This window comes from Sphaerisporangium aureirubrum, from assembly GCF_042658925.1.
Classification (GTDB): Bacteria; Actinomycetota; Actinomycetes; order Streptosporangiales; family Streptosporangiaceae; genus Sphaerisporangium; species Sphaerisporangium aureirubrum.
Map to the genome: position 1 here is coordinate 107754 of NZ_JBHSRF010000004.1, position 17412 is coordinate 125165.

Annotated in this window: 11 protein-coding genes; all 11 read right to left on the bottom strand. The window is 72.9% G+C overall.

The features are described from left to right. Positions 1 to 47 precede the first annotated feature (47 nt). Positions 48 to 2339 (bottom strand): rhamnogalacturonan lyase family protein, encoded by a 2292-nt coding sequence (locus ACFP1K_RS04435; protein WP_380747164.1) that lies wholly within the window; start codon positions 2337 to 2339, stop codon positions 48 to 50. 229 nt (positions 2340 to 2568) lie between these two features. Continuing rightward, complete coding sequence (locus tag ACFP1K_RS04440; RefSeq protein ID WP_380747165.1) at positions 2569 to 3528, bottom strand: UDP-glucuronic acid decarboxylase family protein; 960 nt, start codon at positions 3526 to 3528, stop codon at positions 2569 to 2571. 168 nt (positions 3529 to 3696) lie between these two features. Next, positions 3697 to 5049 (bottom strand): D-glycero-beta-D-manno-heptose 1-phosphate adenylyltransferase, encoded by a 1353-nt coding sequence (gene rfaE2 / locus ACFP1K_RS04445; protein ID WP_380747166.1) that lies wholly within the window; start codon positions 5047 to 5049, stop codon positions 3697 to 3699. Then, positions 5046 to 5381, bottom strand: a complete 336-nt coding sequence (locus ACFP1K_RS04450; protein WP_380747167.1) for a hypothetical protein — start codon at positions 5379 to 5381, stop codon at positions 5046 to 5048. Before ACFP1K_RS04450 ends, rfaE2 begins: the two co-directional genes overlap by 4 nt. Before the next feature lie 4 nt (positions 5382 to 5385). Beyond that, complete coding sequence (locus tag ACFP1K_RS04455) at positions 5386 to 6570, bottom strand: glycosyltransferase (protein WP_380747168.1); 1185 nt, start codon at positions 6568 to 6570, stop codon at positions 5386 to 5388. After that, positions 6567 to 7763, bottom strand: coding sequence for a glycosyltransferase family 9 protein (locus tag ACFP1K_RS04460; RefSeq protein WP_380747169.1), 1197 nt, complete (start codon positions 7761 to 7763; stop codon positions 6567 to 6569). The genes ACFP1K_RS04455 and ACFP1K_RS04460 overlap by 4 nt, the downstream gene beginning before the upstream one ends. 518 nt (positions 7764 to 8281) lie before the next feature. Then, positions 8282 to 9220, bottom strand: a complete 939-nt coding sequence (locus tag ACFP1K_RS04465) for a glycosyltransferase family 2 protein (protein ID WP_380747170.1) — start codon at positions 9218 to 9220, stop codon at positions 8282 to 8284. Further along, entirely contained in the window at positions 9217 to 10857 is a 1641-nt protein-coding gene (locus tag ACFP1K_RS04470) for a carbamoyltransferase family protein (RefSeq protein WP_380747171.1), read from the bottom strand. The genes ACFP1K_RS04465 and ACFP1K_RS04470 overlap by 4 nt, the downstream gene beginning before the upstream one ends. A 151-nt stretch (positions 10858 to 11008) precedes the next feature. Further along, positions 11009 to 12187, bottom strand: coding sequence for an outer membrane protein assembly factor BamB family protein (locus tag ACFP1K_RS04475; RefSeq protein ID WP_380747172.1), 1179 nt, complete (start codon positions 12185 to 12187; stop codon positions 11009 to 11011). 25 nt (positions 12188 to 12212) lie between these two features. Beyond that, on the bottom strand, positions 12213 to 13445 hold the full coding sequence (locus tag ACFP1K_RS04480) for a serine hydrolase domain-containing protein (protein ID WP_380747173.1): 1233 nt from the start codon (positions 13443 to 13445) through the stop codon (positions 12213 to 12215). A 101-nt stretch (positions 13446 to 13546) separates the two neighbouring features. Beyond that, positions 13547 to 17179 carry a CARDB domain-containing protein gene (locus ACFP1K_RS04485; protein ID WP_380747174.1) on the bottom strand — a complete coding sequence of 1211 codons (3633 nt, stop codon included), beginning with the start codon at positions 17177 to 17179 and terminating at the stop codon, positions 13547 to 13549. Between the last annotated feature and the right edge of the window lie 233 nt (positions 17180 to 17412).

Sequence of the window (17412 nt, forward strand, 5' to 3'; positions counted from 1 at the left end):
CTGCGCCCTCATGCGGCCCACCGGCCGAGATCACGACCTGGAAGCGATCACGGGGTGTAGACGTTCGGCCTGGGAGGTTCGGACATTCCGTTGCCGATGAAGAAGCTCGGGTGGGGGGGCTGGTTGTAGGCGGTGTTCTGCCAGGCGATGGCTACTCGGTATTGGGTGTCGTGCATCAGGGTGGTGATGCGGCGGTCGGTTACCGAGGTGGTGGCGTAGACGCGGAGGGCGCGGTTGTCGGAGGTGGGCCAGACGGCCTCTTCGCGCCAGTCGCCCAGGAGGTCGCCGGAGAGGGAGGGGGTGGCCTTGGTGCCGTTGTTGCTGTGGACGCCGGAGGCGGTCAGCAGGCGGGTGTCGCCGCCGGTGCCGTACTTGTCGATGCGGGTCTGGTCGAGCAGCTCGCGGACGGGGTCGCCGTCCCACCAGGCCAGGAAGTTGGTGGACGAGGGCTTGGCGCCGATGTTGCGGCCCCGGGTGTCCAGGAGGCCGCTCACCGCGGCGGACCACGACTCGGCGCCTGGGCTGCCGGCGTAGATGTCGGCGGAGACGCCGCGGCCGTTGTCGCCGCTGGCGGCGGTCGACCACAGGACCTGGCCGGTGCGGGCGTCGGCCATCCAGGAGCTCGGCTTGCTGCCGTCCTCGTCGACCTTGAAGACTTCCAGGCCGGAGCGGGACGGGTCGAGGTCGCCGACGTGCATGGCGTCGCCGTGGCCGTTGTTGGTGTTCCACAGGCCCCGGCCGGTGTCGTCCACGCACATGGAGCCGTAGACGATCTCGTCGCGGCCGTCGCCGTCCACGTCGGCGACGGACAGGTTGTGGTTGCCCTGCCCGGCGTACGCGCTGTTGCCCGAGGAGTTGGAGTCGAAGCCCCACCGCTTGGTGAGCGCGCCGCCACGGAAGTCCCAGGCCACGATGACGGTCCTGGTGTAGTAGCCGCGGGCCATGATCAGGCTCGGCCGGCGGCCGTCCAGGTAGGCGGTGGCCGCCAGGAAACGGTCCACCCGGTTGCCGTAGTTGTCGCCCCAGGACGACACGGTGCCGCGTCCCGGGTCGTAGTTCACCGTGGACATCGCCGCGCCGGTCTGGCCGTTGAACATGGTGAGGAACTCGGGCCCGCTCAGCACGTAGCCGGAGGAGTTGCGGTAGTCGGCCGAGGAACTGCCGATCACCCGGCCGGTGCCGTCCACGCTGCCGTCCGCGGTCTTCATCGCGACCTCGGCGCGGCCGTCGCCGTCGTAGTCGTACACCTGGAACTGGGTGTAGTGCGCGCCCGCGCGGATGTTGCGCCCGAGGTCGACGCGCCACAGGCGGGTGCCGTTCAGGCGGTAGGCGTCCACGTAGACGTTGCCGGTGTAGCCGGACTGCGAGTTGTCCTTGGCGTTGGACGGGTCCCACTTGAGGACGAACTCGTACCGGCCGTCGCCGTCCAGGTCACCCACGCTCGCGTCGTTGGCGCTGTAGGTGTAGGCGACCCCGTCCGGCGAGGTGCCGCCCGACGGCGGCTGGATGGGCACGTCGAGATACGAGCCGCCGGCGAAGCGCAGCGACGCCTCGGAGGCCGCCTGCTCGGTGCCGCCGACGACCGGGCGGACGGTGTACGACGCGTCGGCCGCGGCGCCGCTGTCCAGGTAGTTGGTCGCCCCGGTGATGACGGAGGAGTTGACCCGGGTGGAGCCGCGGTACAGGTTGAAGCCCACGCCCGCGGGGTCGGTGCCGAGCACCCGCCACGACACGAGGTTGGCGCTGCCGGAGCGCACGCTGACCAGGCCGCGGTCCAGCCGCTCTACCTGCCGCCCGGTGCTCGGGGTCGGGGTGACCGTCGGGGTCACGGTCGGTGTGACGGTCGGCGTGACCGTGGGGGTGACGGTCGGGGTCACGGTGGGGGTCACCGTGGGCGTGGTCGTGGGGCCGGGGCCGCCGGTGCAGGCGACGCCGTTGAGCGAGAAGGACGTGGGCACCGGGTTGCTGGAGTTGTTCCACGAGCCGTTGAAGCCGAACGACACGTTCCCACCGCTCGGGATGGAGGCGTTGTACCCGGCGTCGGCGGCGGTCACCTGGGAGCCGCTCTGGGTGACGGTGGCGTTCCACGCCTGGACGACCTGCTGCCCGGCGGTGAAGTTCCACACCAGGCGCCACCCGCTGACCGGGTCGCCGAGGTTGTCGATGGTGACGTTGCCGGAGAACCCGCCGGCCCATTGCGAACCGACGGTGTACCGCACCTCGCAGGCGACCGCGGCGGCGTGGGCGGTCAGCGTGCTCACCGTCGCGGCCAGCGCGACGGCGGCCGCCGACATGGTGACCGCCAGGCGGCGTCCGGGGGATCTCGCGCTCTCGCGCATGACGTTCCTTTCAGCGGAGGGAATTAATCGAATCGCTTCGATTAGATTGGGCCGCTAAATGACGCGCACGTCATACGGCCCGGTGATCTGCGCGAAACATAAGCGAAACCCGCAGGCGGCGCCATGAACCGCCGCCCCATCCCGGCCGGGCGCACGCCGGGGCGCGCGGCTTACCTGGCCCTATCAGGCCGAGCCGCGACGCTGAGAACTGAAAATTACAACCGCCCGTTCAGGATGCTGGACGGGTCTCCAGCAGTTCCCGCTCGAACCACGCGATGGTGCGCCGCAGCCCGGCGGCGACGTCGACCACGGGCTGCCACCCGAGCCGGGCCGCCGCGAGCGCGGTGTCCGGGCGCCGCACCTCGGGATCGTCCACCGGCCGGTCCACGAACGCGATGGGCGAGCGCGACCCCGTCAGCTCGCGGATCGTCATGGCCAGCGCCAGCATGGACAGCTCCGCCGGGTTGCCGATGTTGACCGGCCCGGGGAAGTCGCTCGCCGCCAGGGCCAGCACCCCGCGCACGGTGTCGTCCACGTAGCAGATCGACCTGGTCTGCGTCCCGGTGCCGGTGACCGTCAGCGGCTCGCCGTTGATGGCCTGCCGGACGAACGTCGGGATCGCCCGGCCGTCGTACGGCCGCATCCGCGGGCCGTAGGTGTTGAAGATCCGCACGATGCCGGTGTCCACCCCGTGGGAGACGCGGTAGGCCGTGGTCAGCGACTCGGCGAACCGCTTGGCCTCGTCGTACACGCTGCGCGGCCCCACCGGGTTGACGTTCCCCCAGTACGTCTCGCGCTGCGGGTGCTCCAGCGGGTCCCCGTACACCTCGCTGGTGGACGCCAGCACGAACCGCGCGCCCTTCTCCCTGGCCAGGCCGAGCGCGTGCAACGTCCCGATGCTGCCCACCTTGAGCGTCGCGATCGGGTGGCGCAGGTAGTCCACCGGGGACGCGGCGGAGGCGAAGTGGAGCACCAGGTCCACCGGCCCCGGCACGTGGACGTACCCGGTGAGGTCGCACTCGATCAGCCGGAACCTCGGCCGGCCGAGCAGGTGCTCCACGTTCCCCGGCGACCCGGTGAGGAAGTTGTCCATGCAGATGACGGACGCGCCCTCCGCGAGCAGCCGCTCGCACAGATGCGACCCGAGGAACCCCGCCCCGCCGGTCACCACGACCCGCCGCGCGGTCATCACGGAATGTTCCCGATCATCGATGCTCCTCCTGCTACGGGGGGTTCGACTGGTCACCGGAATGCCGATCCGTCCCTTCCGTCCAGGCTGGCCCCACCCCCGCCCCGGTGTCACGACGCACGACCGCTTTACGGGGTCCCGATGGGGGCACCTCCCGGGTGGGGCCGGTCACAGCGCGTCCTGGGCGGCGGCGATGAGGCGCGTCGTGGAGTGGCCGGGCACGGTGGGCAGTACGACGACGTCGCCGCCGCATCTGCGGACCGCCGCGGCCTCGGGCAGTTCCAGGCCCGCGTAGTCGCCGCCCTTGACCCACACGTCGGGGCGCAGGCGCTCGATCAGGGCACCCGGGGTGTCCTCGGGGAACACCGCCACGCCGTCCACACAGCCGAGCGCCCGCAGGATCTCCACCCGGTCCCGCTCGGCGACCACCGGGCGTCCTGGGCCCTTGAGCCGGCGCACCGACTCGTCGGAGTTGACGCACACGATGAGCGCGTCGCCGAGGGCCCGCGCCTGGCGCAGCAGGCTGACGTGCCCGGTGTGCAGCAGGTCGAAGCACCCGCCGGTCGCGACCAGCGTGCCGCCGGACGCGCGGGTCAGCGCGGCGAGCTCGGCGGCGGTGCGCGGCGGCCCGGACGGCGCGGGTTCGGGCAGGCGGATCGCGGTGGCGCCGCCCGCCCTCACGAAGCTGGTCGCCTCGGCGACGGCCGTGCGCGTCGCCTCCTCGGCACCCGCGCCGTCCCGCAGCGCCAGCACCGCCGCGGCGGCGAACCGGTCACCGGCGCCGCAGGTGTCGTACCCGGTGGCTGGCGCGGGGGAGGGTACGCGGACGGTGCGGCCCTGCGCGGTCGCGAGCACCGCGCCCGCGCCGCCGAGCGTGACGGCCACCGCCGACGCGTGCAGCTCGCGTGCCAGCCCGCGCGCCGCCAGCTCCGGCAGGGGGTAGGGCCTGGAGCACAGCCCGGCGGTCTCGCTCTCGCTCGGGGTGACCAGCGCGCAGCCCGGCACCGGCAGGGAACCGGCCCGGTGCGGGTCCCACACCAGCGGCATGGTCAGGCAGCCGAGCAGGTCGCGCACGGCCTCCGCGGTGCCCCGGCCGTAGTCGGACACCAGGACGGCGCCCGCGTGCCGCAGCACCCACGCCGCCCGCCCGCCCTCCGGGCCGCACCACGCCCGGCCGTCCCCCGTGTCGACCCGCAGCAGGGTCTGGCCCCGGGCGCGGACCCGCGTCTTGCGCGCCGTGGTGCCGCGCAGGGGCAGCCGCACCACCTCGGCGAAGCCGGACAGCAGCCCGCGCAGGCACCGCCCCGCCGAGTCCTCCCCGAGCGCGGTGATCAGCACCACCTCGGCTCCGGACCGCGCCGCCAGCAGCGCCGCCAGCCCCGCCCCACCCGGCCGCCGCCGCTCGGCCACGCCCCGCACCACCGGCACCGGCGCGTCCGCGCACAGCCGGTCGGCGTCGCCTTCCACGTCGACGTCCAGCAACGAATCCCCGATCACGACGACCGGCCCGGTGGCGCTCATGTCCCCGCCTCCTCGATCATGTCGCGGAGCACGTGGATCGCGGTGCGGCGGGGCTCCTGGCCGGTCGCGGCGGCAGAGGAAGGGACGGACTCGTCGCGGCGGGTCGTGACCGGGTTCGGCGCCATGCCGGTGAGCGCGTGGTCCGGCCGGGGCGCGTCCGCGGCCTGGTCCGCCGGGGGTGTGTCCGCGGTCTGGGCGGCCGGGGTCGTGTCCGCGGTCTGGGCGGCCGGGGTCGTGTCCGCGGTCTGGGCGGCCGGGGGCGTGTCCGTGGCCTGGTCCGCCCGCGGCGCGTCCGCCGGTGCCCCCCTCAGCCGCGCCGGACGCGGGTGCACGGCCTCATCCCTCCGCCGTCGCGAGGCGGTCGGCACGTTCGCCGATCGCTTCGCGGTACACCGACTCGGTGCGCGCCGCCACCCACGGCCTGCCGTACCGCGACCTGGCGCGGCGCAGTCCCGCGGCGGCCAGGGACGCGCGCAGGCCGGGGTGGGCCAGCAGGTCGCGCAACGCCTTGGCGAGGGGGAGGGGGCGCCGGGGCGGGACCAGGATGCCGCAGCCGGGGACCGTGTCCAGGTGGCCGCCGACCGCCGAGGCCACCACCGGTATCCCGCACGCCATCGCCTCCACCGGGACCATGCCGAACGGCTCGTACCACGGCACGCTCACCACGACCTGCGCCGACCGGACCAGCGCGGGCATCTCGGCGTGGCCGACGCCGCCGATGAGGCGCACCCGGGCGGCCAGGCCGGACGCCGAGGCCAGCGCCCGCAGCCGCAGCCACTCGGCGTCGCCCGGCCGGCCGCCCGCGACGATGAGGCGGGCCTCGGGCACCCGGGGGAGCGCCTCGATGATGGTGTCCACGCCCTCGCGGGGGATCAGCCTGCCGACGCTCAGCACCTGCGCGGTCAGCGGCCTGCCGTCCTGGTCGGCGGGGCGCGCGGCCGGGCCGTCCGGGCTGAACCTGCCGAGGTCCACACCGTACGGCACCACGGTGATCCGTTCGGTGGGCACGCCCATCGCGGCCAGTTCCCGCACCTCGTCCGTGCAGGTGGCGATGATCGCGATGGCACGGCGCCCGATGTCCCGCTCGGCGGCGATGCGTTCGTCCGAGACGGTGCCCTGCCAGCGCCGCTCTACCGTGCCGAGCGTGTGGAACGTCTGCACGACCGGGACGGCGAGCCAGGTGGCGGCGTTGAGGGCGGCCGTCCCGCTCATCCAGTGATGCGCGTGCGCCACGTCGGGCCGGTCCAGCGTCCACCTGCGGGCCAGCCAGGCGGCGAAGGCGGGCATGTACGGCGGCAGCGCGTCCTTGGTCAGCGGCTCGGGCGGGCCGGCGGGTACGTACTCCACCACGGCTCCCGGCGCCAGGAGTGCCGGGGTGTCCTGGTCCGCGCCGGTCCTGCGGGTGTACACCGTCACCGCGTGGCCCAGCTCGGCCAGGGCGACGGCCAGCCCGGCGACCTGCCCGTCCGTGTCCGCCCCGCCCAGCGGGTCCGTGTGCGCCGACACGATGGCGATCCTCATCGCACGCCCTCGGGCAGCGCTCCGGTGGCGTCGGGACGGTCGCCACCGGCGCGCACATCATCAGGCGGCGCTCCGGTGGCGACCGGGTGGTCGCGGCCGGTGCGTACGTCGTCAGGTGGTGCTCCGGTCGCGTCCGGCCGGTCGTCGGCGGGTGCCGGGGTGACCGCGTGGCGCAGCATGCCGGGGGTGGTGGTGGCGATCAGGTCGCGTATCGTCGCCACGACCTGGTCGGGGGTCACCGAGGACAGGCATGGGTGGCCGGGCACCGGGCACTCCCGCGCGCGGCTGGCCCGGCACGGCGCGTCCTGGTCGCCGAGGAGGATCACGGGGACCTGGTACGGCGCCCAGCGTGCCGCGGGGGCGATCGGGGCGAACAGGCTGATCACGGGGGTGCCGACGGCCGCGGCCAGGTGCGCGGGGCCGGTGTCGGCCACCACGACGGCCGCCGCCCTCGCCAGCACGGCCGCGAGCTCGTGCAGCGTCGTCACGCCGCCGAGGTCGGCGCCGTACGCGCCGGCGACCCGCGCGGTGAGCGCCTGCTCGTCGGGATCGCCGGTGACGACGACCGGGAGCCCGCCTAGTACCAGCTCCTTCACGGCCCGCGCGTGGTGCTCGGCCGGCCAGGCGCGGGCCGGGGCCGTGGTTCCCGGGTGGACGACCACGTATCCCGGGGGGCCGGTGAGGTGCCCCACCTCCGGCAGCGGGCGCCGGACCTCCAGCCGTCCTTCGTCCCCGGCGGGGAGCTCGAAGCCCGCGGCGCGCACCAGGGCCAGCATGCGCAGCGCCTCAGGGACGTCGGTGCTCTCGTCCACGATGTGCCGGATGTCGAGCAGCGAGCCGGGCTCGTCCTCGCTGATCGCGATGATCCGCGGCACGCGCGCCAGGCGCAGCAGCAGGGCCGTCGGGAGCGACGACTGGTGACGGGACGTCAGGATCACCGCGGTCTCGGGCGCCACCTCGCGCACCATGGCGACCAGACTCTCCGCGTGCTCCGGCGTCAACGGCCGCCCCTCGACGTCGATCCACGGCGCCCGCCACTCCAGCACCCGATCCACCCCCGGCAGCAACTCCGCCGCCGCAACCCCTGTCGGCCCAGCGAGCACCACCACCCGCCCCGCCCCCGCCGCCACCGCCCTCACCGCCGGCCCGGCCAGCAACACATCCCCAACCCCGTCCAGCCGCACCACCAGCACGGCCCCGCCCTCCCCCGAATTCCGTACCCGTCCTCCGTTACCCGTCGTGTGTGTTCCCGGCGTCCGCACGGTCGGCGCGTCCGCCCTCTGCGCGCTCGCCCTCGGCGCGTTTGCTCCGGGCGCACGCATGTCCGGCGCGCTCCCCCTGGACAGGCGCCTTTGCCGTGCGCCCCTCAACGGGGTGCTCGCAACTCGCCGCATCGGCGGTGGGTGCATGTCACGGGGGGAGTCGCCAGGCAGGTGACCGCCATCCGCGTCACCTCTTCCGCGGTTTCCGGCCACCCCCGAATTCCGTACCCGTCCTCCGTTACCCGTCGTATGTGTTCCTGACGCACGCACGGTCGGCGGGCCCGCCTCCACTGTGTTCACCTGCGGTGTGTTCGCCTGCGGTGTGTTCGCCTGCGGTGTGTTCACCTGCGGTGTGTTCACCTCTGGTGCGCTTGCTCGGGGTGAGCTCAATTTGGGTGTACGCATGTGTGGCGCGTTGGCCCTGGGGAGGGGGCTTTGGATTGGGCCGTTCATCGGCGGGCTCTTAGTTCGCCGTGTAGGCGGTGGGCGCAGGCCAGTGGGGGGATTACCAGGCTGGTTAGGGTTGTTCGGAGTAGGTCTTCTGGGGTGTGGGGGGGTGGGGGTAGGCGGGTCCAGGTTAGTTTGGCGGTCAGGGTTAGCCAGGCGGTGCAGGTTAGTAGGGCGGCGGGTGTGGCTTTGGGGTGGGAGGGGGCGGTTAGGGCTAGGGCGCAGGTGAGGAGGGCTAGGGCGGTGGTGGTGGCGTGGTGGGGGAGGTGGTCGGGGGGGACGCCTATGGTGGCTTGCCAGTTGGGGCCGTGGAGGTGGCGCATCAGGGCGTCGTCGGCGTTGAGTTTCTGGGCTCGGAGGCTGGTCAGGAAGCTGTCTTGGCGGGCGGGGTGGTGGCTCACGCGCCTGCCTTTCACCAGGGCGTAGCCGGCGCGGAGGAGGCGTAGGGCCAGGTCGGTGTTCTCGCGGTAGGGGCGGGGGAAACGCTCGTCGAAGCCGCCGAGGCGTTCCAGGGCGATCCGGCGGTACGCCATGTCGGCGGTGACCCAGCCCGCGCGGGCCAGGCCGGCGGTGTCGCGCTCGGCGTCGCGGGGGCGGCGGCCCTCGGTCAGGGGCACGATCAGGCGGCCCTGGCTGCCCGCCACCTCGGCGGGCAGGCCGGCCAGGTCGGTGACCAGGTCACGGGTCCATCCGGGCTGCGGGACGACGTCGTCGTCCAGGAACGCGACCCAGCGGGTGCGCGCCGCACGCCAGCCCGCGTTGCGGGCCGCCGCGGGGCCCCGGCCCCCGGTGCGCAGCACCCGCACATGGCCGGGTACCCGCAACTCGGGGCAGAACCGGGGCCGGTCGTCCACCACGATGGTGGGGGTGTCGGAGCCCAGGGCGGCCAGGGTGCGGGTCAGGCTGCGGCGCCCGATGGTGGGGATCACTACGGTGATCATGTGGAGTACACCTCCCCGCGGCGCACCAGGTAAGGCCCGAGCGCGAGCACGTCCACCGGCGCGGCGCCGAAGAACTCCAGCGCGTCGCGAGGGTCGTCCACCCTGGGGCGTCCCGCCGTGTTCAGGCCGGTGCAGGCGAGGACGGGGAGCCCGGTGCGCGCCTCGAACTCCACCAGCAGCCGGGCCGGCAACGGCTCGGACGCCCGGTCCACGGTCTGCGCCCGCGCCGTGCCGTCCACGTGCACCACGGCAGGGATGCGATCCCACCACCCGGGGCGCACGTCGTGCACGAACAGCATGTACGGGCTCGGCAGCGGCCCGCTTGTGAAGATCGCCCCGGCCCGCTCGGCGAGCACCATCGACGCGACCGGCCGGCACGGCTCGCGGCCCTTGATCGCGTTCAGCCGGTCGATGTTCGCGGCCCGTCCGGGGTGCGCCAGCAGCGAGCGCCGCCCGAGCGCGCGGGGGCCGTACTCCGACCGTCCCTGGAACCACGCGACGATCCGGTCGGCGGCCAGCTCGGCCGCCACCGCCCCCGCCAGGTCGGCGGGCCGCCGGTAGGGGACGCCCGCGCCGTCCAGCCACGCCGCCAGCTCCTCGTCGGTCCACCCCCGCCCGAGGGCGGTCCCGGCCATCGGCGTCACCGGCTCGCCGTACAGCCGCGCCAGGTGCAGCGCCCCGCCGATCGCGGTCCCGGCGTCCCCGGCCGCCGGTTGCACCCAGACCTGCTCGAACGGCCCCTCACGCAGCAGCCGCGTGTTGGCCACGCAGTTGAGCGCGACCCCGCCCGCCATCGTCAGGCACCGCTCGCCCGTCCGATCGTGCAACCACCAGGCCAGCTCCAGCAGCACCTCCTCCAGCCGCCGCTGCACACTGGCCGCCAGATCCGCCTGCTCCGCCGTCCGGCTCGCGTCCCCGGTCCCCGCCTTGGCGTAGCCGCCCCAGTCGATCTGTTCCACGTGGAACCCGCCGTCGCCGGTGGCCCGGACGAGGTCCCGCAGCTCCCCGAGGTGACGCGGCTCGCCGTAGGCCGCGAGCGCCATCACCTTGTGCTCGTCGCCGGCCCGCTGGAAGCCGAGGTGCGCCGTCACCTCCTCGTACATCAGCCCGAGCGAGTGGGGCAGCTCCTGCGCCGCCAGCACGGTCAGCTCACCGTCGCGGTACACCCCCGCCACGTGCGACACGGCCTCGCCGCGCCCGTCGCACACCAGCACGGCCGACCGGCGGTACGGCGCGGCCAGCCCCGCCGACGCCGCGTGCGCGATGTGATGCGGCACGAACGTCACCTGCGCGGCGTCCAGCCCCGGTAGCGCCGCCGCCAGGAACGACGGCGCCCGCCGCGCGTACGTCGTCCGCAGCTCCTCCCACCACGGGTCCAGCCCCGGCCCGTCCGGCCGCACCAGCTCCGGGTCGTACGAGTACGCCACCCCGTCCAGGTCCTCGGCCCGCAGCCCCGCCTTCCGCAGGCACCAGGCCGCCGCCTGCTCGGGCAGCTCCCAGGCCGAGAACGGCACGGGCCGCTTCCCGTGCCTGCGGCGGCTGAACCGCTCTTCCTCGGCCGCCGCGACGACCTCCCCGTCCACGACCAGCGCCGCCGCCGGATCATGGAATATGGCGTTGATCCCCAGAAACCGCATCGGCTTACCTCCGTAGGGCCGCGCTGGTCTGGTTACCGAGAGAAGCCGCGGTCAAACGCCCCTTTGCGCATAACACGAGGTAGAAAGGGGATGAATCTTGAACTCTGTCACGCTAAGTGACTACTTCTGGTTGTCCTGCGCCCTGCTCGGCTCAGCCGAGCCGCCCCGTGGTGGCCTCCATCGCGTACACGTGGCGGGTGCTGTCCCCGACGTACACGGCACCGTCCGCGACGGCGGGACCGCCGCCGACGAGTCCATGCGTGTAGACGTGCCAGCGCACATGACCGGTGGCGGCGTCCAGCGCGAACACCCCCCCACCGGGGGTGGCGGCGTAGACGATGCCGCCCGCCACCGCCGGGGTCGTCCATCCGCCGCTGTACGCGCTGATCGGGGTGTACGTCCAGCGGGCCTCGCCCGTCGCGGCGTCCAGCGCGTACAGCGTGCGGTCCTCGCTGCCGATGTGGACGGCGCCGCCCGCCACCGCCGCGCCGCCGGACACGGCCCCACCGGTGCCGTGTCTCCAGCGGACGGTGCCGGTGGCCGCGTCGAGCGCGTACACGTGGCAGTCGTGGCTGCCGACGTGAACGGTGCCGCCGGCCACCGCCGGCCTGCCGCTGACGCGCCCACCGGTGGCGTGGCTCCAGCGCACGGCGCCGGTGGCGGCGTCCAGGGCGTACACGTGGTGGTCCCAGCTGCCGATGAGGACGAGGCCCTCCGCCACCGCCGGGCCGGTGATGATCTCACCGGCGGTGAAGCTCCAGACGCCCGCGCCGGTGGCGGCGTCCAAGGCGTACAGCACGCGGCCGCTGCCGGCGTAGACCACACCCCCGGCCACCGCGGGACCGGTGGAGACCTGATCGCCGGTCTCACGGGCCCAGACCACCCGGCCGCTCGCGGCGTCCAGCGCGTGCACCTTGCCGCCGCCGGCGTAGAGGACGCCGTCCACCGCCACGGGGGCCGAGGTGCCGTAGCCGCCGGTCCTCCGGGTCCAGCGCACCCGGCCGGTGGCGGCGTCCAGCGCGTGCACCTTGCCGTCGTTGCCGCCCACGTAGACCATGCCGTCCGCCACCGCGGGACCGGAGTACACGCCACCCCCGATACTCCGTTTCCACCCGGCCTTCCTGGCCCCCGCCCGGGGAGCGGCCCGTGACCTGGACGGCGCGGCGGGCCGGGGCGGCTCCGGGTGCCGGTGCTGCGTCCGTGCCCAGCCCACGATCCCCACCGTGGCGGGGACCAGCAGCGACACCAGCCCCGCGAGGTTGGCCACGGTCTCCAGGCCCCAGGCGCGCAGCAGGAACCACAGCCCGGCCGACAACGCGCAGAACGCCAAACCGGCGGTTCCCCATCGCCACATCTCAGGGCCCCGGTTCGGTGAGGGCCTGGGTGACGGCCTTCGCGGTGTCCTGCGCGCCGTACCGCGACCCCGTGTTCCCGGGGCCGAGGCGGACGACCACGGTGTCCGAGCCCGGGTCGACCTGGATCACCTGCCCGCCGAGGCCGATCGCCCAGTACATGTCCGGCGGGGCGCCGCTCACCAGGCGCGCGGGCCGGGCCTGGTCGCTCTCCGCCCGGGTGGTGGCCCGCAGCGGGCCCGTGACCGTGCCCCGCGCGTTGATCCACCACAGGTAGCCGTAGGCCGCGTTGATCTTCTGGGACGGCCGCCCGGTCGCCGCCTTCACCCACCGCGCAGGGACCAGCCGGGCCCCGTGCCACACCCCGCCCCGCAGGAACAGATGGCCGAACCGGGCCATGTCCTCACACGTGGACCGCAACCCGAAGAACATGTTGGTGTTTCCCGCCCGGTCCCGCGTCATCTCCGAGTTCCGCATCCCGAGCGGCCCGAGCAGCCGTTCCCGCGCGTACTCGCCCGGCTCCTTGCCGGTCGCCTTCCGCAGCACCGCGTCCAGCGTCTGGATGGCCGCGTTGTTGTAGGCCCACACCTTCCCCGGCGCCGCGTCCTGCGACAGCTTCACCGCGAACCCCGTGCGGTCCGCCGCTTGGACGAGCCCGCGGTAGTCGGTGGTCAGATCCCAGTGCCGCCCGGAGTCGTTGCTCAGGATGTTCCTGATCCGCACGTCCCCCGCCGCCGTCCCGGCCCACTCGGGGACGTACTCGGACACCTTGTCGTCGATGTCCAGCAGCCCTTCGGCCTCCGCGATCCCCACCAGCGTGCTCGTGTACGACTTCGTCGCCGAGAAGACCTCCTGGCGGGACGACGCGGTGGTCCCGTTCCAGTACCAGTCCGCCACGACCTTCCCGTGCCGCAGCACGACCAGGCAGTTCGACCCGTTCTCGCGGGCCCGCGCCGCGACCTTCGCCAGCTCCCGGGGATCGAACCCCGCCTCGCGCGCGTTCCCCCGCTCCCACGCCGTCCCGGGGAAGTCCCCGGTCCCCACGGTGGCCGGCGGCGAGGTGCCAGGGGTGCCGACGGCGGGCGGGCCGGCCGGCGCGCCGGTGGTCGCTCCCGGCGAGGCTTGCGGGGTGACCGGCCCCGGCGCGTCGCGCGCGCACCCGGCCCCGAGCGTCCCGAGCAGGACCGCGGCGGCCCCGGCCGTCGTCCGCCGGATCGGTGACGTCCGGTGTGCCATGTTCCACCTCGTTCCGGCGGGCGACAGCAATGTAGCGTGCTCCCTTTCACCTGGGGAGCACGCTACATCGCCGGTCGTCTCAGGCGCCGGGCCTCAAAGGGTCAGCCGCCGTTTATCACGAACTGTGTGCCGGGTTCCCGGAGGATGTTCCCGTCGGCCGAGTTGGTGATGGTGACGTTGGTCAGGGTGGCGCTTCCTCGGGCGCCGCCGTGGGCCCGGATGCCGGCGCCGTTGTTGGACTTGTCGATGCGGACGTTGGTGATGACGACGCCCGGTACGGCGCCGCCGCCGGACTTGAACTGGATGCCGTCGTAGGTGGAGTCGGATATGTCGGTGTCGCGGATCGTGACGCCGGGGATGTCGCCGCCGGCGGCGAACAGGGTGATGGCTCCGAACTCCTGGGCCTCGCCCCAGAAGACGCCGCCGCAACGGTAGAGGCCGTTGTTGGCGAGGAGGGTCTGGCCGGAGAACGGCAGGGGGTCGTGGTCGGTGGCCAGCATGATGCCCGGGTAGTTCATCGTGTCGTAGATGAGGTTGTTCTCGGCCCGGTTGCCGTAGCCGCCGTAGATCGCGATGCCGTTGGCGCGCCAGGGCAGCTGGATCGTGTTGTTGACGAAGCTGTTGTCGTGGCCGATGTCGGTGGTGGTGTTCTTGACGTAGCGGCTCGCCCAGACGGCCAGCGAGTCGTCACCGGTGGTGCGGAACGAGGAGTTGAACACCCGGGAGTTGCGCGTGCCGTTGGTGAAGTTGATGCCGTCGGCGTAGGTGTTGCGGATCCGCATGCCGCTGAACTCCAGGCCGTCGCCGGGACCCCACAGGTCGGGGATGTTGTCGTAGTCGCGGCCGACCCACACCCCGACGTTCGCGTGCTCGATCCAGACGTTGGTGATCCTGGTGTTCAGGCCGAACCGGCCGTTCAGACCCACGCCGCCCTCGGCGCCGCCGGGGCCGCCGCGGATGGTGCCGGAGCCGAAGATGGCGATGTCGGAGATCTGCACGTTGTTGTCGATGTCGAAGCCGAAGTTGCCCTCGTGCGGGTGGTTGATGCCGCCGGTGGCGAGGTGCGGCTCGGTCAGCGTGTACAGCTGGGAGTGCCACATGCCCGCGCCGCGGATGGTGACGTTGCTGATGCCCACCTGGTTGTACTGGCCCCGGTTCAACGGGTCGTCGGTGAGGATCTTCTTCTCCTGGCGCCACTGGCCCGCCGGGATCCATACGCAGCCGATGACGCCGTTCTGGTCGTCGGTGACCGCGCGCTGGATGGCGGCGGTGTCGTCCACGCCGTCGTTCGGCACGGCGCCGTACTGGGTGATCGAGACGCAGCCGGCGGGCTGGCTCGTGGCCGGCGCCACCTGCTCCAGGTCGATCGTGTCGATGATGTAGTACGCGGCGTTGTCGGTCCCGTCACGCTGCAACCGGAACCTCGTGCCCGCCGGGTACGTCGTCGAGAGCAGCGCGTGCGACTCGTCGAACAGGCGCCGGGCGTCGGCCTGCGGGGTGTTGGTCAGGGCCTCGGGGCCGTCGGTGTTCCCGTACAGCCAGCTGTGGCGGGACGACAGGGACAGCTTCTGGGCGAAGGTGCCGTTGACGTACAGGCTGATCGTGGCGTCCATGCCGCCGCCGCCCGCCGCGTCGGGGATGGAGTTGCGCACCACGATCGAGTTGGACGGCGCCGTGGAGGTGACCTCGACGAACTGCCCGGTGCTGTTGAGGCGCACCGACTGGCGGCCGGACGACTCGGTGGCGAAGTTGGTGTGGCCGAAGGTGCGCAGCGAGTCGGCGACCAGCAGCGTGCCCTGGTAGTTCGCGGCCTCGGCCTCGTAGGAGATCCACGGGACGGCCGCGCCGCGTCCGACCACGATGGACCGCGAGAGCGAGTTGTTGTTCTCGTTGGTCTCGGTGACGGCGTTCGTCGCGTCGGCGGTCGCGGTGATGGTGGCGCCGCCGCTGGTGGCGGTCCAGCTGCCGCTGACGGCCACGTTGACCGTCGCCCCGGCCGCGATCGACGCGGTGCTGCCGTTCAGCGTGGTGCCGCCCACGACGACCCGGGTGACCGTGGTCGCGCCGGTCGCGCTGGTCCCGCGGTTGTTCACCGCGACGGTGAACGTGACCGCCGCGCCGACCGCCGGGTTCTGCGGGTTGGACGTGATGCCGAGGACCTGCAGGTCCGGGCCTGGAGCCTCGGAGACCACGAGTGAGGACGCCGCGGTGAAGCTGTTGTTGGTCTCGTTCTGCTCGAAGACCGTGTTGTCCTCGTCCACCCTGGCGCTGACCGGGTAGGTGCCCGCGGCCCGGGTGCCGACGTTGTGCGTCACCGTGGCGGTGGCGCCCGCGGCCAGGGCCGGGACGGCGGCGGTGCCTGCCAGCGCGCCGGCCAGGTAGAGATTGACGGTGTCCGCGGCGGACGCCGCGTTGCCGGCGTTGCGGACGGTGGCCGACAACGTGATGGCGCTGGTCTCGATCGGGGAGGCCGGGGACCACGTCAGGGCCGTGACGGTGAGGTCGGGGTTCGGCGCCGGAACGCCGAAGACCTGGAACTCGGCGACCTGCCCGCCGGGCGCGCCGCTGTTGCTCGTGAACCTCAGCTGCACGTCGGCGACCGACGCGGACACGTTGATGGTCACCGTGTTCCCGCTCGCCGGGTTGAAGGTGTAGTTGGCCGCCGACGCGAGGTTCTGGTACGTCGTGGAGCTCTGCTCCCGGCCGAGCACCTGGATGTTCTGCGTGCGGGTGCCCCACGCGGGGTCGGGGTTGAGCTTCAGCACGACCGAGCTGACGCTCGCGTTGGCGCCGAGCCTGACCGTCAGCGTGTTCGGGTACGCGCCGGAGTTGCCCTCCCAGTAGGTGCTCACGTTGTTGTCGTTGGCGTTGGCCGCGACATACGTGTGCACGTGACCGGACTCGACCATCTCCTTGCCGATCGCGAGGTTGGTCCCGGGATCGCCGGTGCCCGTGCGGGTCACCGAGTTGCTGTTGGCCGACTGGTTCCCCGCCGCGTCCCTGGCCCGCACGAAGTACGTCACGGTCGCCGAGGCCGGCTGGGTGTCGGTGTAGGTCGTCACGTTCCCCGCGACGCTCGCCCGCAGCTGGCTGTTGGCGTAGATGTCGTAGCCGGTGACGCCCAGGTTGTCGCTGGACGCGTTCCACGTCAGCCTGATCTGCCCGCTCGCCGGCTGGGTGTAGGCGAGGTTGGTCGGCGCGCTCGGCGGCTGGACGTCACCGCCGGTGCTCGCGCCGTAGATCTCGAACTCGGAGATCTGCGCCGCCGGCCACCCGGTGTTGGCGGTCACCAGCACCCGCCAGTACCGATGGCTCGCCGCCGGGAAGTTGATCGTGACCGAGTTCCCGGTGGCCGGGTTGAACGTGTACCCGGCCGAGGCCACCACCGTGCTGTAGTTGCTCCCGTCCGCCCCGCCCTGCACCGAGAGCGTCTGCGTCCGCGTCTGCCAGGCGGCGGGCGACGGCACCTTCAGCACGATCTGGTCCACGCTGGTCGCGACCCCGAGATCGACCCGGGCCCACTGCGGGAAACTGTTGTTCGCACTCTCCCAGTACGAGTCCTGGTTCCCGTCGTTGATGTTCGACACCGGGAACCCGCCGTTCGTACTGCTCGCCATCGTCGCCTTCCCCGGCGACAAGTTGGGCCCACCCGCCGCCGAGGCCGGCACGACCGCCCCCACGACGAACAGGCCGGCGGCGACCACGGTCGCCACCAGCCGTAAAGGTCCGTGCATCTTTTTCATTCGCGTTCTTCTATCTCTCGTCAGGCTCAACAGGGTTCGGGGGGACGAAGCACACGGCCTCGACCGCACACGGATGGGGGGTAGGTGCACGGACGCAGTGCATCCCTGAAGTTGCGAGGAAGAGCGAGAAAATAACACTGATCTGCAAGATTCTTGCGCAGCGCTGCCCAAAGGTTACATACGCACGACAGCCCCGTCAACGGGGTGAAAACACCTTTGTGAGA

What these genes read in the sequence shown, in the direction of transcription:
- ACFP1K_RS04435 (WP_380747164.1), bottom strand. Translation starts at nt 2,339, where the DNA reads ATGCGCGAGAGCGCGAGATCCCCCGGACGCCGCCTGGCGGTCACCATG.
- ACFP1K_RS04440 (WP_380747165.1), bottom strand. Translation starts at nt 3,528, where the DNA reads ATGACCGCGCGGCGGGTCGTGGTGACCGGCGGGGCGGGGTTCCTCGGG.
- rfaE2 (WP_380747166.1), bottom strand. Translation starts at nt 5,049, where the DNA reads ATGAGCGCCACCGGGCCGGTCGTCGTGATCGGGGATTCGTTGCTGGAC.
- ACFP1K_RS04455 (WP_380747168.1), bottom strand. Translation starts at nt 6,570, where the DNA reads ATGAGGATCGCCATCGTGTCGGCGCACACGGACCCGCTGGGCGGGGCG.
- ACFP1K_RS04465 (WP_380747170.1), bottom strand. Translation starts at nt 9,220, where the DNA reads ATGATCACCGTAGTGATCCCCACCATCGGGCGCCGCAGCCTGACCCGC.
- ACFP1K_RS04470 (WP_380747171.1), bottom strand. Translation starts at nt 10,857, where the DNA reads ATGCGGTTTCTGGGGATCAACGCCATATTCCATGATCCGGCGGCGGCG.
- ACFP1K_RS04480 (WP_380747173.1), bottom strand. Translation starts at nt 13,445, where the DNA reads ATGGCACACCGGACGTCACCGATCCGGCGGACGACGGCCGGGGCCGCC.
- ACFP1K_RS04485 (WP_380747174.1), bottom strand. Translation starts at nt 17,179, where the DNA reads ATGCACGGACCTTTACGGCTGGTGGCGACCGTGGTCGCCGCCGGCCTG.